Origin of the sequence: Agrobacterium albertimagni AOL15 (genome assembly GCF_000300855.1) — a bacterium.
In the GTDB taxonomy this organism is placed as follows: domain Bacteria; phylum Pseudomonadota; class Alphaproteobacteria; order Rhizobiales; family Rhizobiaceae; genus Allorhizobium; species Allorhizobium albertimagni.
This window is the reverse complement of sequence record NZ_ALJF01000003.1, coordinates 212,789-234,836: the sequence shown is the minus strand read 5'-3', so window position 1 is coordinate 234,836 and position 22,048 is coordinate 212,789. Positions and strand designations below refer to the sequence as shown.

Genomic DNA, 22,048 nt, shown 5'->3' with positions numbered 1-22,048 from the left:
CTCCAAAGTCTCCGGAGAAAGGGCTAGCAGCGGCGGTCGCGAAAATCAATCGGAAGGAATAAAGTTTTCCTGTTGGGTAACTATCTGCGTTGCGGATAGGAGATGATGGAGAGGTAGCGCGCGGGCAGGCTTATGAGTTCTTCCGGACCGTGCGGTGCATCGGCGTCAAAGAACAGGCTATCGCCTGCCTGCATCCGGTACAGGCTGTCCCCGTGGCGATAGACCACTTCGCCCTCCAGCATATAGAGGAGCTCCATGCCCTCGTGTTGGAAGGTCGGAAAGACGTCCGATTCCGCGTTCAGCGTGATCAGATAGGGCTCGACGACGACGCCGGAGGTGTTGTTCTCGATATGCCCCAGCAGGCTGTAGTGATGTCCGGCGCGGGTTCCACGGCGCTCCAGGTTGACGCCTTCGCCTGCCTTAACGAAGCTTGCCGACTTCGGCTCCTCGAAGCCCTTGAAGAAGGCTGTGATCGGCATGCCCAGCGCCTTCGACAGCGCCTGAAGCGTGGTCAGCGACGGCGAGATATTGCCGTTCTCGATTTTCGAGAGCATGCCGACCGACATGCCGGTGGCCGCAGCGAGATCGGCGACCGTTATGCCCAGCTTCTTGCGATAGGTGCGGACCTCATGGCCAATCGCCATTTCGAGATTGTTGGCGCGCGGTTCGCGAACCGCATGGGGATCCTGCATCAGCGCCGGCTTCGGGGTGCTCATCGCTGTCTTGGTTGTCTTCGCCATGGATCCTCCTCAAACGCTGCCGACGTCACCCGATGCTCTAGCGGATTCTGTGTCGCTGCCCAATGGGCTGAGAGCATCCTGTCAAAGCCCGACGAAAACCAGGACGGCAAGCACGATGGCCGCCAGGAAGACAGTGTCGGCAATTAGCAGGCCGATGGCCCGTCCGCCGATCTTGAACACTTCCGGCAATGAGGTCTTCACGCCGACGGCGGCGATCGCCACGAGCAGCGCCCAGCGCGAGATCATGCCCGCCCAGTCGCCGACCATGGGCGGGATGTTGATGAGCGAGTTCAAGGCAGCCAGCAACAGGAAGGCGACCACGAAGCCAGGGAGTAGGGGCGGTCGCTTGACGTCGACGGAGACCGTCCGGCGGAAGGCGAGTGCGGCAACCAGCACGACGGGAGCCAGCATGGTCACTCGGATGAGCTTAACAAAAACGGCCGTCTCGCCGGCGGGAACGGAGACCGAGAAACCTGCGCCAGCGACCTGGGCGACGTCATGGATCGTCGAGCCGAGGAAGATACCGGTCTGGTGGTCGTCGAGGCCGGCAAGGCTTGCCAGGATCGGGTAGAAGATCATGGCAAGCGTCGACAGCATGGTGACGCCGATGACCGTGAAGACCATCTGCTGGTCGGCTTCCTTGCTGCGGTTTCCAAGCGTGGCGGAGATCGCCAGCGCTGCCGAGGCGCCGCAGATAGCAACCGCGCCGCCCGTCAGCACGCCGAACTGCGTGCCCTGTCCCGACAGGCGCGAGGCGAGGATGCCGAAGACAATGGTGAGCAGAACGGCGCCAACGATCATCGCGATCACGGCAGCACCCAGTTCGGCAAACATCGCGACACTGACTCTCAGGCCAAGCAGCGCGATCCCGAGCCGCAGCACCGTGCGCGAGGCGAAGTCGAGGCCGGCCGCGGTCTTCGGATCCTCGACCAGAAAATGCAGCGCAAGCCCAATCAGGATCGCCAGCAGCATGGCCGGAGCGCCATAGTGTTCCGAGAGGAACGCGGATGCCAGAGCGATCAGCACGGTCACAGAAAGACCGGGGAACAAGGTTTGCCAGCGCTCGCGCAGGGTAAAGGGGCGGCTGTCCCGCTCATGGTTGGGCGAGGCGGTGGACGGGTCTGGCATGGATCACCTCAGGTAGAGCGCCCTGTGCAGTATGGCATCGAATGATGCGGGGGCGGGCAGTATGAAGGGATGCGCGGTCCTCCCGCGCATCCCTGATGTCATCAGTTCAGGTCGGCTGCGCGCTCGGCATCAACCGTCTTCTGGGCATCGGCGACCGCTGCCGTGAACTGGTCGAACACTTCGGCACCGCCGGTGACATTCGCCTTGAACCAGTCGAACACCGGCGAAACGGCGTTCTTGAAGGCTTCCTTTTCGGCAGGCGTCGGCACGTAGATTTCGCCGCCGGCCTTGGCGAAGTCCTGATAGGCGGCGATTTCCTTGCGCTTCGGCGAGGCGAAGGTTGCCTGCTGGAGGGCGGCGAAGCCATCGACGACGATCTGCTTCTGATCCGGCGTCAGGCCCTGGAAGCGGTCGTTCGACATCCACCAGAAGGCGCCCATGTAGCTGTGGCCATCCAGCGTCAGGTATTTCAGGCCGGCATCCGGGAACTTCATTGACATGATGTCGGTGATACCGTTTGCGGTACCTTCCACGACGCCCGTCTGCAGCGAGGTGAAGAGTTCCGGCCACGGGATCGGGGTCGGGGCTGCCCCCACGGCGGTCGCAACCTGCTGCGGCAGATCCGCCGGCACGGTGCGCATCTTGAGGCCCTTCAGGTCCTCCGGCGTCTTCACCGCCTGTTTGGTGTTGGCGTAATTGCGCCAGCCGCCGGTATTGCCGATGGTCATCAGGCGGATCTTGTTGTCGCTATCGGCGAGCGCGCGCTCGCGCAGCTTGCGGGTGAAGTCGCCGGTCAGCACGGTCTCTGCCACGCGGTCGTCGCTCATCAGATAAGGCAGGTCGAGAACCTGGATATAGGGGAAGAGACCGGCCGCGCCGCCGGAGGTCGAGATGTAGATGTCGAGCGAGCCGTCGGCGACGCCCTGGAGGCATTCTTCACCGGTGGCGCAGAGCTGGGTGCCGATGAAGAGTTCGACGGCGATCGCGCCGTTCGAGGCGTTTTCGACATAGTTCTTGAAGACGACGAGGCCGTCATAATCCTCGTCGTTTTCGTTGGAGTTGGCGGTGGCGCGCAGCGTGATGTCTGCTGCCTGCGCAACACCTGTGATGGTGAGTGCGCTGGCCAAAGCTAAGGTTTTCAACATGGACTTGAGCATTCTGGTTCCTCCCTTTTCTCAAGTTAGTCGACGAAGCCCGCAAGGCGCGGGAGCGTGAGCGTCAAAGCGGGGAAATAGGTGATCAGAAAGATCACGACGATTTCCGCCGCCAAGAACGGCAGTGTGGCCTTGGCGATCGTCTCGACCTTGAGGCCGGAGACGGACGACGAGACGAAGAGCACCAGGCCCATGGGCGGGGTCAGCAGTCCGACCGTCAGATTGACCGCCATGATGATGGCGAAGTGGACGGAATCCACACCCATCTGGGTGAAAATGGGGCCGAGGATCGGGCCGAGAATGATGATCGCCGGCCCTGCATCCAGGAACATGCCGACCACAAAGAGCAGCAGGTTGATCAGCAGCAGCAGCACCAGCGGATTTTCGCTGAGGCTGAGGATGATCGATGCGAGCAGCTCCGGCGTGTGCGACAGGCTGGCGACTGTCTTGAAAGCCATGGCCGCGCCGACGAGCAGCAGGACGACTGCCGAGGTCATGGCGGCGCGCATCAGAATTCTCGGCATATCGCCGACTTTCAGACTGCGCAGCACGAAAAGGCCGATGAAGATTGCATAGCCCACAGCAACGGCAGAGGCTTCCGTCGGCGTGAAGATACCGCCGAGAATGCCACCCATGATGATGACTGGGGTCATTAGCGGCCAGAAGGCATTGAGGCTTGCACGCCCACGTTCGGACCAGGTTGCGCGGGTGGTTGCCGCCGGCAGGTTCTCGCGATCGGCAAGCAGGTAGACGATCGCCATGAGGCTGAGGCCGATCAGCACGCCTGGCACGATGCCGGCCAGGAAAAGCGCAGCCACGCTTTCACCCATGACATAGGCATAGATGATCATGATGCCTGATGGTGGGATGATCGGGCCGATGATCGAGGATGCGGCCGTAACGGCGGTCGCAAATTTTCGGCTGTAGCCCTGCTTCTCCATCGCCGGGATCAGCATCGAGCCGAGGGCAGATACGTCCGCCACGGCCGAGCCCGACAGGCCGGCAAACAGCATCGAGGACAGAATGTTGACGTGCGCGAGGCCTCCGCGCAGATGGCCGATGACCGCCTGGGCGAACTCTACGAGGCGCATGGTGATGCCGGCCCGGTTCATCAGTTCCCCGGCCAGCATGAAGAAGGGGATCGCCATCAGCGGGAAGCTGTCCATCCCGTTATAGACATTGCGATAGAGCAGCACGATGTCGCGTTCCTGACCGTTCAGCCAGAGCAGAATCGCGGGTGCTGCGATCAGCCCGAACACGATCGGGAAGCCGAGCAGCAGAAGGATCATGAAAAGGGGGAGGAAGAGGCTCAGCATCACTCGGCTCCCAGTCCTGCGAGCGAGGCGACCGGCTCGAGTTTTTGCTGATGTCCCGTCAGTTCGATCAGGTTGCGCAGGATCAGTTCGATGCTGACCACGAACATCATGGTCACACCCGTCGCAAGCGATGCCATCATCCAGCCACGCGGCACCTTCATCCAGGTGCTGAGGTCAAGAGACGTCGGCACCGCAATTGCCGGCATGGCAAACCGTCCGCCGAGCCCTGTCACTTCCGCCCAGCCGATGCGCATGGCGACGTAAAGTAGGACTGCGGTCAAGCCGAGGAAAAGCAGGTTGATGATGCCGCCGATCAGGCGCGGAAAGATGTCGAGGATCATCGTGATGGCGACAAAGCCGCCCTGGCGGAATGCCGTCGGCACCATCAATCCCGTCATCCACAGCATCAGGAAACGGGACCCTTCCTCACTCCACGGCAGAGCATTGCCGAGAACATAGCGAAAGAAGACCTGAACGAGGATGAACACGAGCATGATGCCAAGCGCGCCGGCGCCAAGCCATAGTCCGACCGTCAGCACGGCGGCATTCAGCCGGCCGAGCAGATTGGTCAGGTTCGAAAGTGCCTTCATGTCTCCACCCGTTTCTTGTCATCGGTCAATTCGGCGCAACTATCGAAGACTTATTCCCGCCGCGCAAACACGGCTGTTCCAGTTTCCGTCCGAGGAGAGGTAAATTCCTCCTCGCATACCTGTTGCTGATCGTCTTTGACCGTTCGCCGTGGCATGTCCAAAGTGCCGCCGACGACCTCCTCCCAAACTCAACTCAGACGGCGAAGCGTCCGAACCGTCCCCCTGAGAAGCACAGCGGTTCTCCCTGCCGATGTGCAACCCTTAACACCTTGCCGATGATGATCGTATGATCCCCGGCGTCATGCTGCGCCTGCTCGGTGCATTCGAAACGCGCCAGCGTGCCGGGCAAAACCGGAACGCCTTCATCGTTGAACCTGACATCGATCCCATCGAAGCCGTTGCCGCCGCGGGTGAAGGCGGCGCTCAGGTGGTCCTGATCCGCGCCGAGCACGTGGATCGCGAAATGTCTCGCACCCGTAAATGCACCGTATCGCGATGAACTCTTCGCCGGCGACCAGAGCACCAGAGGTGGATCCAGCGAAACCGAGGCAAAACTGTTCACCGTCATCCCGATTGGTCCGTCCGAGGTCATCGCCGTCACCACGGTCACACCCGTGGTGAAACTGCCAAGCGCATTGCGGAAATCTCGATGATTGTCGGCGCCGGGCACGAAGACGGCCTCCAACGCATGGATGTCATTGGCAGCCATCATCAGGCAACCTCCCGTCCGATCGCAAGCGTGTAAAGCTCGAACCATGTCTGGCGATCCATCTCAAACTTGGTTGCGTCAGCAATCTTCGCAATACGCTCGAGTGAGTTGGTGCCCATGACCGGCAGGATGGCGGCGGGATGACGCAGCAGCCAGGCGACGGCGACTGCCGTTTCATCGACGCCGTGTTCTGCGCCGATCCGCTTCAGGGCAGCCAGAAGTTCCGGCTTCGATCCGTCCATGAGACGACCGCCGCCGAGCGGCGACCAGGCCATCGGCGACACCATGCGCTCCTGCAGATAAGCGAGGTCGCCGTTGACGAAGGTATCGGTCGCCAGCAGGCTCATCTCGATCTGGTTGGTGACGAGATTGTTCTCCATCGACGACTGAAGCAGCGAGAAATCCCAGGGCCGGAAGTTGGAAACGCCGACGGCGCGGACCTTGCCGGAGGTGACCAGCGCATCGAGAGCAGGGCCTGTTTCGTCAGGATCGATCAGCGGATCGGGGCGGTGGATCAGCAGCAGGTCGACATGATCGGTGCCCATGTCGGTCAGCGAGGCTTCGACCGAGGCGGTGATGTGAGCGGCCGACGTGTCATAATGTTTGACGCGGGCTGCCGAATGTCGACCGGCCGGGGCGACAATGTCACATTTGGTGACGATTTCGAGCTTGTCGCGCAGGCCGGGGGAGGCTTTCAGAGCATTGCCGAGCACGGCTTCCGCCGTATAACCGCCATAGATGTCGGCCTGGTCCATGGTGGTGATGCCCTGGGAAAGGCAGGCCTCGATCTTGGCCTGAACATGTTTGGGCGAGGTGTCGGCATCGTCGCCGATGCGCCACATGCCGTAAACGAGGCGGCTGAAGGTGAGGTCAGGGGTAAGATTGACGCGCTGCATTAGCGGCGAACTCCATTTCCGAGAGGGGTGGCGGGCGTTTCCGCGGGAACGCGGCCATAGGCATGGGGGAGCGATACGGTTTTCAATTCCGGCAGTACCTTGGTGCCGAAATGCACCGCCTCGTCGATATGCGGATAACCGGACAGGATGAAGGCGCGGATGCCCATCTTTCTGTATTCCTCCAGTTCCGAGAGGATCCGGTCGGTGGAGCCTACGAGTGCTGCGCCACATCCGGAGCGGGCCCGGCCGATGCCGGTCCACATATGCGGTTCGATATAGCCGAACTGGTCGGCGAGTTCTCGGGCACGGGCCTGATGGGCGACACCCAGTGAGATCGAGTCATGGGCGCGATCGCGGATGAGCTTCCCGTATTCGTCATCGAGCTTCGAGACGATGTATTCGGCGTATTCGCGGGCTTCCTTCTCGGTGTCGCGCACGATCATGTGGACGCGTAGGCCGTAATCCAAGGTGCGACCATGGGCTTCGGCGCGCGCATGCACAGCCTTCATCCGCTCGGCGAGCTGATCCTTCTTTTCCGGCCACATCAGATAGACGTCGCATTGCGCGCCACAAAGCTCCAGCGCGTCCGGCGAGTAACCGCCGAAATAGAGGAGGGGGCCGCCGTTCTGCTGGTATGGGCGGGCGGGCTCGGTGGACACGCCCTTGAACTGGTAGACTTCGCCTTCGTGATCGATCGTGTCGCGGGTCCAGGCCTGGCGGAGGATCTCGACCACCTCATGGCTGCGCTTGTAGCGGAAGGCACTGTCTGCAACTTCGCCCGGAAAATCCGAGCTGATGACGTTCAGCGTCAGTCGGCCTTTCAGCATGTGGTCGAGGGTCGCCACCGTGCGCGCCAGCATGATCGGCTGCATCTCGCCACAGCGGATAGCGGCCAGCATGTTGATATCAGACGTGATCGGCGCGCAGCCGGCCACGAAGCTCAGCGTGTCCTGGCCTACCTGGTAGGAGGACGGGCAGAGGATGTTGCGAAAGCCCAGCTGCTCGGCCTTCTGGACGATGTCGGAGCAGTGCTCGAAGCTTGATCGCAGGTCTCCGTCGGGCACGCCGAGGAATTGATAATCGTCAGAGCAAAGGGCTGCAAACCACGACACTTCCGCGCCATCGATATCGGCCGATGTGACAGGTACGACAGTCATTGAGGTCTCCTCCAAGGCTCCAACTTTCCTCTTGCCTAACACCCGATTTGATGTAGATCAATAGTGTATCAATTTTTTCTTGGGCGTACCGAAGTGCCACAAAACCAAGCAACGCAGCCGCCCGGCAGCCTTCCCATCTATGTGCAGATCACCGAGCTTCTGGTGCGTGACATCGCGGCGGGGCGGCTGATCGATGGTGAAAAGCTGCCCCCTGAACGGGATATGGCCGAAGAGCTCGGCATTGCCGTCGGCACGCTTCGCAAGGCACTGGCAGAGCTGCAGAATCGCGGGCTGCTGGAGCGCATTCAGGGTTCCGGCAACTATGTCCGGGCGATCTCCGATCCGAAATCTGTCTATGCCATGTTTCGCTTGGAGTTGCTGGGCGGCGGTGGCCTGCCGACGGCCGAGATCCTGTCCATCGACCGGCTGCCGAAACCGGATGGACTGCCGACATTCGGCACGTCCGCGGAGGCGCACCGGATCCGGCGCCTGCGGCGTCTTTCCGGTCGTCCGGCTGCACTCGAAGAGATCTGGCTCGACGGCTCCTATGTCGAGACCATCGATCCGGAGGCGGTTTCGGAATCCCTCTATCTCTTCTATCGCACCAAGCTGTCGCTCTGGATTGCTAGGGCCGAGGACCAGATCGGACTCGACGTGGTGCCGGACTGGGCGCCTACGAGCTTCGGTCGGAAGCCCGGCGCGCCCGCCACACATATTCAACGCATCAGCCAGGATCAGGAGGGAGCCCGTGCGGAAGTCTCGCGGACCTGGCTCGATCACACCGTCGCCCGATACGTATCGCGGCTGAAATGACATGACCGCGAGGAGCGGTTCAATTGAGGAGGAAAGCGTGGCAGGACTTCAATACGGGATCATCGGCTGTGGCATGATGGGGCAGGAGCACCTGCGCAATATTGCACTTCTGCAGGATGCGTCAGTGATCGCGATCTATGAGCCGGATGCCGGCATGCGTGCGCTCGCGGCGGAGGCTGTTCCGACGGCAAAGATGGTCGCTTCTATCGAGGAGCTTCTTGCCGTCGAGGCGGTGAACTGCCTGCTGATCGCAAGCCCCAATTACCTGCATCTCGAGCAGTTGGAAAAGATCGCTGCAATCCGGCCGCTGCCGGTGTTGGTCGAGAAGCCGCTGTTCACCGACCCTGCCGATGCTCCGCGGCTCGCAGCACTTCGCGCCACCTATCCGGCGCCGATCTGGGTCGCCATGGAATACCGCTACATGCCGCCGGTCGCGCGGATGATCGAACAGGCTGACGAGGCCACCGGTGGCATCCGCATGTTGACCATCCGCGAGCATCGTTTTCCGTTTCTCGAGAAGGTCGGCGACTGGAACCGGTTCAATCGCAACACGGGTGGGACCCTTGTCGAGAAATGCTGCCATTTCTTCGACCTGATGCGCCATATCCTGAAGTCGGACCCGGTGCGCGTCATGGCGTCTGGCGGGCAGTCCATGAACCATGTCGACGAGGTCTATGACGGCAATCGCTCCGATATCTGGGACAATGCCTATGTGATCGTCGACTTTGCCTCAGGCGCGCGGGCGATGCTGGAGCTCTGCATGTTTGCTGAAGGTGCCCGCTATCAGGAGGAAATCTCGGCAGTTGGCCCCGCCGGCAAGATCGAGTGCCTGGTGCCGGGGCCCGGTCGTTTCTGGCCCGAACATCTCGGCGAGCCACCGATTGCTCAGGTCATCGTCTCACCGCGTGATCCCAAAGGGCCGCACGTCGTCGAAATCCCGGTTGATCCGCAGTTGCTGGAAGCCGGGGACCACAACGGCTCGACCTTCTATCAGCATCAGCGTTTCCAGAAGGCGGTGAAGGGTGCGCAGCCGGTCGAGGTTGCGCTCGATGATGGCTGGTGGGCGGTTGCCATGGGGCTCGCCGCGCAGAAGTCGGCGGAGACAGGTCAGGCGGTCACGTTCCCTCTGCCGTTCTCGCCCAAAGCATCGTGACGCGATAATCGTTCTTCCACCTTTCGCGTTTGGCGCGAACCATTCATCGTTTGCTGCGTTGCGTCCTCGTGCCAGCGTAGGGAGAAGCAGCGGTGAAGGAATATCTCTTCGGCCCCGTCATTGAAGATGACGGGGTCTTGTTTCGATTGTGGGCGCCGCATTGCAAGTCGGTGACGCTTGAAATCGACGGCGTTCCTGCGAATGACATGGATCGGCAGGCGGATGGCCTGTTCAGCCTCAAGGTCACAGGGGCCGGGCCGGGTACCCGCTATCGGTTTCGTCTGCCGGATGGCCTTATGGTCCCGGATCCGGCCAGCCGGCACCAGCCCGAAGACGTGTTCGGTCCGAGCGAGGTCGTCGATCTTTCGACGATGAGGACCCGAGACGCCATTTGGCGCGGGCGCCCCTGGGCGGATATGGTCCTCTACGAACTGCATGTCGGGACGTTCACAAGCGAGGGCACCTTCCGAGCCGCGATCGACAGGCTGGATCACCTCAGCAAACTTGGGATAACGGCCATCCAGCTGATGCCGATCGCCGATTTTCCCGGTCGTTGGAACTGGGGTTATGACGGTGTCATGCCCTATGCGCCGGACAGTCGGTATGGACGCCCGGAGGACCTGGCGCTGCTCGTTCAGGCGGCCCATCAAAGGAGCATCTCCGTCTTCCTCGACGTCGTCTACAATCATTTCGGTCCGTCCGGAAACTTCATGCCGGCTTATGCGCCACTCTTCTCGCCGCATCACCAGACGCCATGGGGTGACGGCATCAACTTCGATGATGCCCAGAGCGAGATGGTACGCGCTTTCCTGATCGAAAACGCTCTCTTCTGGATTGAGGAGTTTCATGTGGATGGGCTGCGGCTCGATGCCGTGCATGCCATCAGGGACGACAGTGAGCCGCATTTCCTGCACGAGCTTGCAGCGCGTGTGCGGGAGCGTTTTGCCGATCGCCACATTCATCTCATCGTCGAGAACGAGGAGAATGACCCGGGTCTGCTCGAGCGGGGCCAGCCCGACACCGATTCGTTCGACGCTCAGTGGAATGACGACGTCCACCACGCCTTGCATGTCGCCACAACCGGCGAGACATTCGGCTATTACGCCGACTACCGGGATGCCGGTGCGGCTCTCGCAAAGGCTCTCGCCGAAGGCTTCGTCTATCAGGGCGACGTGATGCCGTATCGCGGTGAACGACGCGGTGGGCCGAGTACCCATCTGACGCCTTCCGCCTTCGTTTCCTTCCTTCACAATCACGACCAGATCGGCAACCGCGCTCACGGTGACAGGGTCATGGCAGCACTGCCCGAACCGGTACTCGCCTTCGCGGTCTCGATTATGCTGCTCTCACCGCAAATCCCCATGCTGTTCATGGGCGAAGAGTGGTGTTCGCAAAAGCCGTTTCCCTATTTTTGCGATTTCGACGAAGAGCTTAACGCAGCGGTGCGCGATGGACGCCGGAAGGAGCTTTCGAAGTTGCCGGGTTTCGACAGCGATCATGTGCTCGACCCGACATCGCTTGAAACATTCCGCTCGGCTGTCCTCGACTGGGACGAAGCGGGATCGAAGACTGGTTCGATCTGGGTCGAGCGCTACCGCCAGCTCATTGCGCTTCGGCGAGAGCGAGTGGTGCCGCTTTTGTCACGCATGCCTCAGGGAGGGCGTTATGCCGCCGAGAATGGCCTCATCCGTGTCGAGTGGCCGCTTGAAGACGGACGGCATTACATACTCGTGGCCAATCCCACATCGCATGACGTGAGTGCCACTTTTGAGGTGGATCCTGTGGAAGTCATCTATGGACTTGGCGAGCGCCGACCGGATGCGTTTGGACCGTGGTCGCTGGTCTTTGGCGTCACCGGCTGACGCTGGCGGGCCTTGGGCGCCGGCGATGTGCTCAGGCGCCCATCCGGTCCGCCAGATGCATGACCTCGAGGGCCGACTTGGCTACCATGTCGGCGCCAATGTTGCCGAAGGCGTGCGGGTCCTTCATGACGGCTGGGCCCCCGACCGCGATTTTCATCGGGCCCAGGCCGCGCCTGGATTGAACCCGGCGAATGGCGGCGGCACATTCATCGACTTCGTCGACACGGCCGACCGAGATGCCCAGAAGGCTGTAAGAGGAATTCGACAGGCGCATGTAGAGGTTGTCGTTGAGTTCGAGGTCTGCTCCACCGTCGACGTCCCAGCCCATGTCGCGAAAACAGGAAGCGACGATCGATACGCCGATGGTGTGGAGTGCACCCTGAGTCCGCGCGAGCAAGACACGGCGCGCCTTCTGGCGATCGCGAATGGTCTGGCTGCGGTTCTGCGACAGATGATTGACGATCATGCCGAGCCTCGTCGAGGCCACGGCAACCTGGATGAAGTCGGTCTCGTCATTGCACCACAGGCGACCGAGATGAGCGGCGACGGGAGAAAAGAGCTGGATCGCCAGCGTGTGCATGGGCAGGTCACTGCGCTGCAATTCCTCGATCATCTCCCGATGACCGCGAGGATCCGCCTGGACGAGGGCTTCGGTCAGCGCGGATCGATAGGTGATCGCCTTGTCGGTTCCGGGCAATTCGCGCGCCTTCGGATCCAGTTCCGGATGCAGATGGAAATCGATTTCCGGCGGCATTTCGCCAACGCGCGGACCCGTCGTCAGATCCGTATGGCTCGCTCCCACAAGCCGTGGCACGGCACCCCGGATCGCGCTTTCGAGGATGCGCTGCTCCAGGCTTGTCAGCCGTGTGTCCGATTTCGATGGTCCATACCTACCATCACCCTTGGACGGAGGTTCGTCCGCCCTTCCGGGTGGTCCCCCGTTCTTTCTATCCGCCATGTCACCCTCCCAGTCATCGGTCTGGGCGGATCCGCTCATCCCGATGGGATATTAGTGCATTCTTGCGCCGTCGCCAAACCTCTCGTAGTCGAATACGCCCAAGAGCGCCTTGTGGTTTAGCTTAGCGGTCCTCCGCCCGGTGCAGGCGCGCCGGCAGTTCCTGCTGTCCGGCCCGTCCGGACCGGCGAATATCGGCATTGGGCCTTGCCACCGTCAGGCCGTTGCGCGCGGCAGCGGCAATGTGGCGGGCCGTCAGTTTTGCTTCCTCGTACATATCCTCGGGGCTCGCCTGGGCGATGAACGTGTCCGGCAGCGTCAGGGTGCGCACGGCACAACGCCCGTCGAGCATGCCACGATTGGCGAGGTGGTGAAGGACGAGCGCGCCGAACCCGCCTGTGGCTCCCTCTTCGATGGTTACCAACATGGAGTGGTTGTCGACGAGTTCGGCCAGAAGCGCTGTATCGAGCGGCTTGGCAAAACGCGCGTCGGCAACCGTCACGGATATTCCTTCGAGGGCCAGAAGGCGGCGAGCCTTGAGACAGTCGGCAAGCCGGGTGCCGAACGAAAGGAGCGCGATCTGGCCTCCCTGCTCGATGATGCGGCCACGGCCGATCGGCAGCACATCGCCACGGATCGGAAGGGGGACGCCTGTCCCTTCGCCACGCGGGTAGCGAAATGCGATCGGGCCGTGATCATGGGCTGCCGCTGTCGCAACCATATGCATGAGTTCCGCCTCGTCGCTTGCGGCCATCACGGTGAAGCCGGGCAGGTTGGCGAGGTAGAGAATGTCGAAGGCGCCGGCATGGGTCGGCCCGTCAGAACCCACGAGCCCGGCCCTGTCGATCGCAAAGCGAACAGGCAACTGCTGAAGGGCCACGTCATGGACGATCTGGTCATAGGCGCGCTGCAGGAAGGTCGAGTAGATCGCGCAGAAGGGTTTCATGCCGGCGGCGGCGAGACCGGCCGCGAAGGTCACCGCATGCTGTTCGGCAATACCGACATCGAAGGTCCGATCGGGAAAGGCGGCGCCGAAACGGTCGACACCGGTGCCCGCCGCCATGGCGGCCGTGATCGCGACGATGCGGTCATCCTTTTCCGCTTCCGCGATCAGAGCGTCGGCGAAGACCCGTGTGTAGCTCGGGGCCTTTGCTTCTGTCTTGTTCTGCTTGCCTGTCGTTACATCGAACGGGTTGACGCCGTGATACTTGTCCTCGGCGGCTTCGGCCGGGGCATATCCGGCGCCCTTGCGCGTGACGACATGCAGGAGGATCGGACCGTCCTTTTCGTCCCTAAGCTCTGCGAGGAGTGGGATGAGCACGTCGAGATCATGGCCATCGACCGGTCCGCGATAGTCGAATCCGAAGTTCTCGAACACGTTGCCGGCATTGGTGCCGGTGTTCCGGCGGACGTCCGACAGGTGGCGGTTTAGCGCGCCGGTTGAGGCTGAAATCGACATGTCGTTGTCGTTGAGAATGACGATCAGCGGCCGACCGGATGCGCCTGCATTGTTCATCGCCTCGAATGCCATGCCGGCGGACATGGCGCCGTCGCCGATGATGCACACGACGTGGCCGTCTTGCCCCTTCAGGTCGCGGGCAGTGGCAAAGCCGAGACCTGCCGAAATCGATGTGGAGGAGTGAGCGGCACCGAAGGGGTCGAAAGGGCTCTCACCGCGGCGGGTGAAGCCCGACAGGCCGTCCTTCTTGCGCAGGCTGCGCATGCGGTCCCGCCGTCCAGTGAGGATCTTGTGCGGATAACACTGGTGGCTGACGTCCCAGATGATCGTGTCGCGCGGGGCTGAGAAAGAGGCGTGTATGGCGACCGTTAGCTCGATGACGCCGAGACTGGAGCCGAGGTGACCGCCCGTTTCGGACACGACCCGCAGGGTCTCGCCGCGCAGTTCCTGTGCGAGACGACAGAGCGCCGCATGGTCCATGCTTTTCAGGTCGTCAGGGACGTGCACCTGGTCAAGCAAAGGGGTGGCGACATCATTCGCAAAAGAAAAACCCACCGCGCTCTCCTCCCACGAAAGAGCCCAATTCTCCTGGGTCCGCTGCCGCTGCGAGCGCCGGCTTGGCGCATCCGGTGGGCGGTTGCCTGAGAATGGTGCAATATCTGCATATTCGGAGAAGACGAGCGATATGTAAACTTTTTTTTACACTTCTCAGCGGAATTCCGCCGGAATTTGCATCCCGGCGGAATGAACCCCCAGCGATCAGGGGGCCGGGAAGGTCTTCAGATAGGCGATCACGTCTGCGATTTCCTTCGGATCCTTCAGACCGGCAAAGGCCATGCGCGTGCCTTTGACCACACCACGCGGGTTCTCGAGATAAGCGGCCAATTGTGCGTCATCCCACACCTTGTCGGCGCCAAAATCCGTCATTGCCTTGGAGTATCTGAAGCCTTCAGCCACACCGGGTTGACGGCCGACGACACCCTGAAGGGAAGGGCCGACCTTATGCTTGGCGTCGGCGACGTTGTGACAGGCCGTGCATTTCTTGAACACGGCTTCGCCAGCTGCCGCGTCGCCTTCCTGCGCGAAAGCATTCTGAGACAGCAAAAGGGCTGCGACGGTGCAAGCGGCTGCAATTATCCTCGACATGTGTATCCTCCCATGGCATCGCGGATGAAGTAAGAAGTAATGCTGGTATGAAATTCGACCAGTCCGGTTCAATCGCCGGGTGGTTCGCCTCGCATTCTGAGGCCAGGCTTGGAACCAGAATGCAGGCCATATGCTTCAATATACGCAAACCAACCCGGAGCCGGATCATGGCCGCAGTCGTCTTTCTCGTCATCGTTCTCGCAGCCGCCTCGAGCGGCGCGGTCTTCAAGCCCGGTGAGTGGTACGAGAATCTGCGCAAACCGAGCTGGACCCCGCCCAACTGGGCCTTTCCCGTCGTCTGGACGATCCTCTACGTGCTGATCGGCTATGCAGGCTGGCTGATTTGGGATGTTGCCGGCTGGTCGCTGCCCATGGCCCTGTGGTCTGTGCAAATCGTGGCCAATGCGCTCTGGTCTTATTTCTTCTTCGGCATGCGGCGCATGGATCTGGCGCTCGCGGATGTTTCGGTGCTCTGGCTTTCGATTGCGCTGTTCATCCTGTTTGCCTGGCCCGTGGCGCCACTAGCCTCCGCCTTGTTCGTTCCTTATCTCGTCTGGGTGACGGCGGCCGCCGCACTCAATCAATCCGTCCGACGCCTCAATCCGGAGGCCTGATCTGCAAGCCTGATCCGCAGATCGATCAGGAAAGCGACCAGCGAGACCGCCAGCAGCAGCGCCAGCCACAGGACCTGTGTCTGGCGCATGGCAAGTCCGAAAGCGGCGAGAAGCGCGCTGCCAGAGATGGCGTTGGGCGCGAGATTGGCAATCGCCACTCGTGGCTCTGGTGAGCGCCTCGCGACAACCAGAGTGATTGTCCACAACAGCGCGATCGCCACGGCACTGATCCAGCCCGACGTGAAGAGAAAGACCAGCGGTGCCGTCATCTTTGCCCCGCAGGGATGCCGAAGAGCTTGGCGAGATCTTTGAAGAAGACCCGCACATGTGCGAGCGGATCGCGGCGCACGAGTTTCTTGTTGAGATAGGATTCCCAGGTCAGTCGCTGCACGTCGGGGTCGGCGCACATGGCCACGAACTTCTCGCGCAGCCTGTCGTTGCGATACCAGATCGTCTGCATGATACCGAGGATCAGGAAGACCCGGCCATGGGCGCGCATGAAGGTCCGACGCGCTTCTGCCAAGGCCCGTCCGCTGTCGCTCAGCAGTGACTGGTGCACGGCGTCTGCGGAGAGCCTTCCGCAAAGCATGGCGTAGTAGATGCCTTCCCCCGATGACGGGGCAACGGTGCCTGCGGCATCGCCGGCAAGTAGAACGTTGCGGCCGTTGTCCCAGCGCTTCATTGGCTTCAACGGCAGCGGCGCCCCTTCTCTTCGGATGACCCGACAGTCGCCAAGGCCTGCGGCAAGCTTCAAGGCCCGGGTGGCTTCCCGGATGTTGTGTCCCTTGACGGCGGTGCCCGTGCCGATGCTGGTCTGTCCGCCATGGGGGAAAACCCAGCCGTAGAAATCCGGCGAGATCCGGCCATCATAGACGACGTCGCAGCGGTCCGCCTTGAAGACGGCCTCGTCCGCGCCGGCCGGGCTCTCGACGATCTCGTGATAGGCAAAGACATAGGGCGGTTTGCGCGAGGCCGGGAACATCAGGCGCCGCACGGCCGAGTTGGCGCCGTCGGCACCGATGACGCGTCGGGCCCGGATCTGAATCGGCTCTTGGCCGGCACCCTTGGCCGTCGGTTCCACGGTCAGTTCGAGCAGGCCGCCGTCTCCTTCCGTCATCTCGTCGAGCTTGCCGCAGAGCCTCTCCGCGCCGGCGTCGGCGGCTCGCTGACGAAGGTAAGGGTCGAAGGCGGCGCGATCGACCATGCCGACATAGCCGATGTCGCCGATGGTCATGTCCACGGTCCGACCTGATGGCGCGATGATCCGCGCCGCATTGGCGCGCGCCACCAGCTGGGCCTCGGGAATGGCGAAATCGGCCAGCGCTCTCGACGGGATTGCCCCGCCGCAGGGCTTGATGCGGTTATCCGGGTCGATAAGGAGCACGCTATGCCCCTTTTCGACCAGCCGCTCGGCCGCCATGGCGCCACAGGGGCCTCCACCGACAACGACGACGTCATAGATCTTCGACATGCGCGTCTCCCTGCCGAGCATCCGGCCTCGGGGTTTATTCTCCAGGCATGATAGCGGCATTTTGGATCGGGGCCGGCGATCGCGTGGCCTGACGTCCGATGCGCGTCGCGACGAGGGCGGACACGAGGAAAAGGCCCGCCTCGATCGAAAAGACGGTGGCGAAAGCATGCGCATCACTCGCCGTCAGCCACCGTCCGAGATCGAGCGCTACCGTTCCGAGGACGCCGCCGAGCCCGAAGGCGATGGCCTGTGCGGCTCCCCAGACGCCCATCCGCATTCCGTAGTTGGATGTCCGGCCCCGTCCCGCAAGGATCATCATCGTGCCGACGGCCGCCACCGCAAAGGTGCCGTTGGCTGCGCCGAGCAGGAAGATGTTGAGCTCCAGCGGCCAGGTGGGTGCGGCCTGCGTGGAAAAAGCAAGGGCGCCCAAGGCCACGGCCGAGCCGAAGCAGCCCCAGGTGATGAAATGTCTCGGCAGACCGGAATGGCGTTTTCCGAGAAGCGCGCCCGACAGCCCGACCGTCATCATGCCCAGCAGCACGCCGCCATGCTGGATGCCTGAGAGGGCTGTCGTTTCACCCGGGGTCATGCCGAAGAGAAGGCCGGCATAGGGCTCGAGGATGAGGTCCTGTGTGGCGAAGGCCAGCATGGAGAGGAAGATGAAGAGCGTGAAGAGCCGCGACTCCCGATCGTCGAGCACGTCTCGCAGGCTCTCGCGAAAACTCGTCGCGGCGGGGCGCTCTTCCGGAGCACCCACCGTTGGCCGGGACTCCATGCCCAGCACTCCGATGATGCCAATGAGAAAGGCAACCACGCCGGTCGCTGCCGTGACGGCTATGAGACGCTCGTGGGAGTAGGGATCAAGCTGCGCGCCAACGACTATGGATGTCACGATGATGCCGGTGATCATCAGCATCCAGGTGATCGTTGCGGCTGCGGCGCGTTTTTCGACGGCGGTCTTCATGGCGATCAGCGCGAGCAGGGACGTTCCGGAGGCGCCGATGCCGATGCCGATCAGGATGTAGGCGATGATGGCCGCCATGATGCCGGCGAGAACCGACTGCTCGAAGAGAAGTGTCGTTGCAGCCGCGCCGGTCCCGGCCATGGCGAGGAGGGCAAGGCCGCCAAGGATCCACTGGGTTCGGGATCGGCCGGTATCCGACTTGTGGCCCCAGATGGGGCGGGTGATCTGCACCCCGTAATGCAGGCCGACCAGCAGGCCCGGGATGACGGCGGCAAGACCGAGTTCGACGATCATCACCCGGTTCAAGGTGGAGGTGGTCAGAACCACGATAGCGCCAAGTGCTGCCTGGACGAGACCCAGCCGGATGATCGCGAGCCAGCCGAGGCCTTCTTCTACGGGACGGCTGGATCGGGGCTTAAGGGCGAGCTGACGCATGATCGCGCTTCCTATCCGAGGGGTGGCGCGGGCAGCGTCAGAGAACCGAGCGCTACGGCTGTCGCCATCATGCCGGTGACATAGAGACCCACACCCACAGCGGAATACCAGATGGCCTTGCCTTCTGGGTCGCCCAAGAAGCGGATCATGCAGAGGAGCTGCAGGGCAAGCACGACGCCGACGAGCATTGCCCCTGTTTGAAGGCCTGCCTGTGCGAGCAGAAGGATGACGCAGGCCTGCGGGATCGCCATGACGAGGCAGGCAATCCGGGCAGCGTTTTGCGCGCCGTGCAGAACCGGCAACGTGTCGACGCCCATCTGCTGATCGCCCTTGATCGATTTGAAATCATTGAGCGTCAGGATGCCGTGGGCGCCGATGCCGTAGAGGAGCGCAATCAGCAGGGTCCGCGTGGAGGGCGCATGGCCGAGCGCCGCCGTCGCGGCCGTGATCCAGGGCAGGGTCTCGTAACTCAGGCCGACCACACCGTTGCCGACCCAGCCATTCTGCTTGAAGCGGAAGGGCGGCGCGCTGTAGCCCCAGGCGAGAGCGAGGCCGACAAGTGCGGCAGCGAAGACAAGCGGCCCGAGAAGTGCTGCAACGGCCATGGACAGAACGGACATGGCTATCGCGATCGCCAGTCCCCATTGGCCGGGCATTCTGCCCGATGGGATCACCCTATGCGGCTCGTTGATTGCATCGACATGGCGATCGAACCAATCGTTGACCGCCTGGCTGGTGCCGCACAGAAGCGGTCCGGCGAGGAGCACGCCGAGCGCGATCGGAAACCACCGCTCGCCTATGCCGGCACCCGAGGCAATTGCCCCGCAGGCAAAGGCCCACATCGGCGGAAACCATGTAATCGGCTTCAACAACTGCACCACCGCCTTAGGCGACGGGTAGGAGGCTGCCGGGACATGGGAAGGGATCTGAGCCATGTACGGAGGCTAGTCCGCACCCTCGAATGTGTCAACTAAAATTGACAGTCTTGGCCGTCCGTCAGCTGTGACGATCAGAGCCGGGACGGTAGTCCTCAAGCCCGTGGCGACGCAGCTTGATGTAGAGGCTCTGGCGCGACAGGCCGAGGATCTCTGCCGCATAGGCGCGGTTGTTGCTGGTCTGATCGAGTGCTGCCTCGATGCAGATCTTTTCGATGACGTCGAGGGATTCCCGGATCAGATCCTTCAGCGGCACCTTGCCCACGAGAGCGGAAAAGCCCTCAGCCTGGTCGGACATCCCCGGAGACGGAATGGTCAGGCGCTCATTGCCCGCCGTCTGCGGGATTACGATCAACTGGATCGTGTTGTTGCTGGCATTGAGCCGCGCGGAGATGCTGACGGCGCTTTCGCCGGAAAGGTTATCGGTCAGGGTCGAGGTGAAGCCGCGAATGGAAGGCTCGTCCAGGAGGCGCGTGTAGAGCACGCGGATATCGATGGCGGCACTGGTGAACCAGGATCCGATGTTGCGACCAAGAACCTGGGTCAGGGACGGCGCATGAATCAGATCGAGAAACAGGGTATTCGCCGCCATGACGACGCCTTCGGCATCCGTCAGCAGGACGGCCTCGGGCAGATCGGCGATCTCGACCGATGTGCCACCGACTGGCCGTTCCGTACGCTGGCGCTTACTTTCCTTGTCCTGGTCGGCTGGCCAGATCGCCAGAAGAACATTGGTGATGCCGTTCTCCCGATAGGAGCGGATCGTCAGCGATACGGGCTCGCCCTTGGCCACTCTCACGCCATCCAGATTAACCGGATTGGGGCTGTGACGTGCCTCGCTGATCGCGTCTCCCACGCGGTCCCGGTCGTCCTTGGCAAAGAGGTCGCGGATCGACTTGCCGGATAGGGGGGCGCCGGTCGAGGACAGAAGCGTGCTCGCAGCCGGATTGGCATCCAGAATGGTGCGCCGCTCGCCGTCGAGCATGACATAGGCGACGGTTGCGACCTTGAAAGCCGTCCGATAGCGGGTCTCGGCTTCTTTCAGTTCGCGGTAGTCGGCTTCCAACTCCATCTGGGTCTGGACGAGGCGCTGCTGGTCGAGCATCTGCTGGCGCAGCTCGCGGCCGACGACGATGGTGTAGGGGAAGTCTTGGGCAGTGTAGGCAGAATAGACGACCGGAAGATCAGGCTTGCCGCTACACTTATGGTTGACCTGATAGCCGCGCAGGGGGCGATGGCTGGTATCGGACGACAGCATGGAATCGATCTTCGGTACCGACTCGATTGTCACGCAATCCTGCAGCCGCTTGCCAACCGTCTTTGCCAAGCCATAGTCGGCAAGATCTTTGTTGGTGAAGTAGACTTGGGAAATGATCGCGGACTGATCGACGAGCAGAACGACGTCTGCGCCGAGGCTCACAAGCGAGCCGATCGAATCCGGATCGAGCGTCTTCAACAGGCTGTCTGCGACTGCGAAGCCATCTGTACCGCTATGACCGTTCAGTGGCTTCATGGAGTGAGCCAATCGATTCCGCTGGGTGTAACCACTGCCGTTCGGCCGGCGGCGCTAGCCTGCTGGCTGATTCTTTCCAATTCATAGTAACTTTCGCAGATCTTCACGGCGGAGTAAACGCTGTCACAGATGCAGTCAATCCCCAAACCTACAAGAAAATCAACGGAATCCAGTGCTGCCGCACCGCCGACGATGAGGGGTAGGCGCGGCCCGCGGCGATGCTTGCGAACATCCCGAATGAGGGTCTTGAATTCTGCGGCAAGCCGGATGTTGCTCCAGCCGATGCAGGCAACATCGGCCTCTTCTACGGCACGGGCAAAGATCGAGGTCTTGAGGGCCGAAGGCTCGAGCACCTCGCTTGTCCAGCCGAGGCTGTCGAAGAGCAGGCCAATCAGCTGCGGCATCAGCGTGTGCTGCTCGCCATACGGCGTCAGCACTAGCGCTGCCGGCGCATTGCGAGTGCGGTCGGCTTCCCGCAAGTCGAGCGACAGGGAGATTGCCAGGGCCTGCAAACGCGAGGTTCCGATCGTGACGTCGATGAAGTCACAATCATCCGAAACCCATTCTCGGCCGAGCATGCGCGCGACGGTTTCCAGGAACAGAACCTTGACGTAGTAAGGCCGGCCGCGCGGAAGTTCGTGGTCGAGAAACGCGCGCAGGGACGCTAGGCGCGTGCGCGGGTGAAGAACGAGCATGCGAAACTCAGCGAGCGCCCTCTCATAGAGGCGATCGTGCTCCAGACCTCGGTCGTAACGCGTCGACAGCTTTTCGGCGGTCATCGAAGCCACCGTTCCCTCAATCAGGCGGCGGAGTTTGTCCCCGTCGCATTGGGTTAGGTATGCTCTCTTGCCTTCCGCGGCAACCCTCGTGAGCGGCTGCAGGCCCTCGCAATGCGACGGAGCCGTGCCATCTTGCCTCTCATTCATTCCTTGAAGTGATCCGTCCATCATCCCGCGCCGTGCCCCCCGCCCGCGAAACCGTTTTCAATGCGGCGTCAGGCGTGGACAGCAGGCATCCCGTCAGACGAGCATGAGTAAC

General features: G+C 62.0%; 21 protein-coding genes. 4 read left to right on the top strand and 17 right to left on the bottom strand.

Going from position 1 to position 22,048, the window contains the following annotated elements; genetic code table 11:
- Window positions 1-80: 80 nt before the first annotated feature.
- The 8 genes from QWE_RS04315 to QWE_RS04280 form a co-directional block, all read right to left on the bottom strand.
- Window positions 81-740, bottom strand: a complete 660-nt coding sequence (locus QWE_RS04315; protein WP_006724864.1) for a helix-turn-helix domain-containing protein — start codon at window positions 738-740, stop codon at window positions 81-83.
- An 81-nt stretch (window positions 741-821) separates the two neighbouring features.
- Window positions 822-1,868, bottom strand: a complete 1,047-nt coding sequence (locus QWE_RS04310; RefSeq protein ID WP_006724863.1) for a YeiH family protein — start codon at window positions 1,866-1,868, stop codon at window positions 822-824.
- 101 nt (window positions 1,869-1,969) lie between these two features.
- Window positions 1,970-3,025 carry a TRAP transporter substrate-binding protein gene (locus QWE_RS04305; protein ID WP_006724862.1) on the bottom strand — a complete coding sequence of 352 codons (1,056 nt, stop codon included), beginning with the start codon at window positions 3,023-3,025 and terminating at the stop codon, window positions 1,970-1,972.
- 23 nt (window positions 3,026-3,048) lie between these two features.
- Window positions 3,049-4,338, bottom strand: coding sequence for a TRAP transporter large permease (locus tag QWE_RS04300; protein WP_006724861.1), 1,290 nt, complete (start codon window positions 4,336-4,338; stop codon window positions 3,049-3,051).
- Entirely contained in the window at window positions 4,338-4,928 is a 591-nt protein-coding gene (locus tag QWE_RS04295; protein ID WP_006724860.1) for a TRAP transporter small permease, read from the bottom strand. Before QWE_RS04295 ends, QWE_RS04300 begins: the two co-directional genes overlap by 1 nt.
- 193 nt (window positions 4,929-5,121) lie before the next feature.
- Window positions 5,122-5,640: an NADH-dependent FMN reductase SmoA gene (smoA, locus tag QWE_RS04290; RefSeq protein WP_006724859.1), complete on the bottom strand. Its 519-nt coding sequence runs from the start codon at window positions 5,638-5,640 to the stop codon at window positions 5,122-5,124.
- Window positions 5,640-6,533, bottom strand: coding sequence for an aldo/keto reductase (locus QWE_RS04285; protein ID WP_006724858.1), 894 nt, complete (start codon window positions 6,531-6,533; stop codon window positions 5,640-5,642). Before QWE_RS04285 ends, smoA begins: the two co-directional genes overlap by 1 nt.
- The gene (locus tag QWE_RS04280; RefSeq protein WP_006724857.1) at window positions 6,533-7,690 is read right to left on the bottom strand and encodes an LLM class flavin-dependent oxidoreductase; all 1,158 of its coding nucleotides are present in this window, start codon (window positions 7,688-7,690) and stop codon (window positions 6,533-6,535) included. Before QWE_RS04280 ends, QWE_RS04285 begins: the two co-directional genes overlap by 1 nt.
- A 93-nt stretch (window positions 7,691-7,783) precedes the next feature.
- Between QWE_RS04280 and QWE_RS04275 the strand changes: the two genes are divergently transcribed.
- The 3 genes from QWE_RS04275 to treZ all read left to right on the top strand — a co-directional run bounded on the left by QWE_RS04275 (window position 7,784) and on the right by treZ (window position 11,518).
- On the top strand, window positions 7,784-8,503 hold the full coding sequence (locus QWE_RS04275; RefSeq protein WP_240532502.1) for a GntR family transcriptional regulator: 720 nt from the start codon (window positions 7,784-7,786) through the stop codon (window positions 8,501-8,503).
- A 37-nt stretch (window positions 8,504-8,540) separates the two neighbouring features.
- Complete coding sequence (locus QWE_RS04270) at window positions 8,541-9,656, top strand: Gfo/Idh/MocA family protein (RefSeq protein WP_006724855.1); 1,116 nt, start codon at window positions 8,541-8,543, stop codon at window positions 9,654-9,656.
- Between the two features lie 92 nt (window positions 9,657-9,748).
- On the top strand, window positions 9,749-11,518 hold the full coding sequence (treZ, locus tag QWE_RS04265) for a malto-oligosyltrehalose trehalohydrolase (RefSeq protein ID WP_006724854.1): 1,770 nt from the start codon (window positions 9,749-9,751) through the stop codon (window positions 11,516-11,518).
- 31 nt (window positions 11,519-11,549) lie between these two features.
- On the opposite strand, the gene QWE_RS04260 is transcribed toward treZ, so the two are convergent.
- From QWE_RS04260 to QWE_RS04250, 3 genes are all read right to left on the bottom strand, one after another.
- Complete coding sequence (locus tag QWE_RS04260) at window positions 11,550-12,476, bottom strand: cobalamin B12-binding domain-containing protein (protein ID WP_040299442.1); 927 nt, start codon at window positions 12,474-12,476, stop codon at window positions 11,550-11,552.
- A 121-nt stretch (window positions 12,477-12,597) separates the two neighbouring features.
- Complete coding sequence (locus QWE_RS04255) at window positions 12,598-14,412, bottom strand: 1-deoxy-D-xylulose-5-phosphate synthase (protein WP_052018069.1); 1,815 nt, start codon at window positions 14,410-14,412, stop codon at window positions 12,598-12,600.
- Window positions 14,413-14,691: 279 nt separating this feature from the next.
- Window positions 14,692-15,078, bottom strand: coding sequence for a c-type cytochrome (locus tag QWE_RS04250; protein ID WP_006724851.1), 387 nt, complete (start codon window positions 15,076-15,078; stop codon window positions 14,692-14,694).
- Between the two features lie 167 nt (window positions 15,079-15,245).
- Here QWE_RS04250 and QWE_RS04245 point away from each other — a divergent pair, with 167 nt between their 5' ends.
- Window positions 15,246-15,692, top strand: coding sequence for a TspO/MBR family protein (locus QWE_RS04245; protein ID WP_006724850.1), 447 nt, complete (start codon window positions 15,246-15,248; stop codon window positions 15,690-15,692).
- Here the strand turns inward: QWE_RS04245 and QWE_RS04240 are convergent.
- From QWE_RS04240 to QWE_RS04215, 6 genes are all read right to left on the bottom strand, one after another.
- A complete protein-coding gene (locus QWE_RS04240; protein ID WP_006724849.1) occupies window positions 15,659-15,961 on the bottom strand; it encodes a hypothetical protein in 303 nt (100 codons plus the stop codon). The two genes, QWE_RS04245 and QWE_RS04240, sit on opposite strands and share 34 nt — an antisense overlap.
- The gene (locus QWE_RS04235; protein WP_006724848.1) at window positions 15,958-17,163 is read right to left on the bottom strand and encodes a geranylgeranyl diphosphate reductase; all 1,206 of its coding nucleotides are present in this window, start codon (window positions 17,161-17,163) and stop codon (window positions 15,958-15,960) included. The genes QWE_RS04240 and QWE_RS04235 overlap by 4 nt, the downstream gene beginning before the upstream one ends.
- Before the next feature lie 34 nt (window positions 17,164-17,197).
- On the bottom strand, window positions 17,198-18,562 hold the full coding sequence (locus QWE_RS04230; RefSeq protein WP_006724847.1) for a BCD family MFS transporter: 1,365 nt from the start codon (window positions 18,560-18,562) through the stop codon (window positions 17,198-17,200).
- Between the two features lie 11 nt (window positions 18,563-18,573).
- Window positions 18,574-19,497: a chlorophyll synthase ChlG gene (gene chlG, locus QWE_RS04225; protein WP_083872833.1), complete on the bottom strand. Its 924-nt coding sequence runs from the start codon at window positions 19,495-19,497 to the stop codon at window positions 18,574-18,576.
- 61 nt (window positions 19,498-19,558) lie between these two features.
- Window positions 19,559-21,010, bottom strand: a complete 1,452-nt coding sequence (ppsR, locus tag QWE_RS04220; RefSeq protein ID WP_006724845.1) for a transcriptional regulator PpsR — start codon at window positions 21,008-21,010, stop codon at window positions 19,559-19,561.
- A complete protein-coding gene (locus QWE_RS04215; protein ID WP_006724844.1) occupies window positions 21,007-21,789 on the bottom strand; it encodes a hypothetical protein in 783 nt (260 codons plus the stop codon). The genes ppsR and QWE_RS04215 overlap by 4 nt, the downstream gene beginning before the upstream one ends.
- Between the last annotated feature and the right edge of the window lie 259 nt (window positions 21,790-22,048).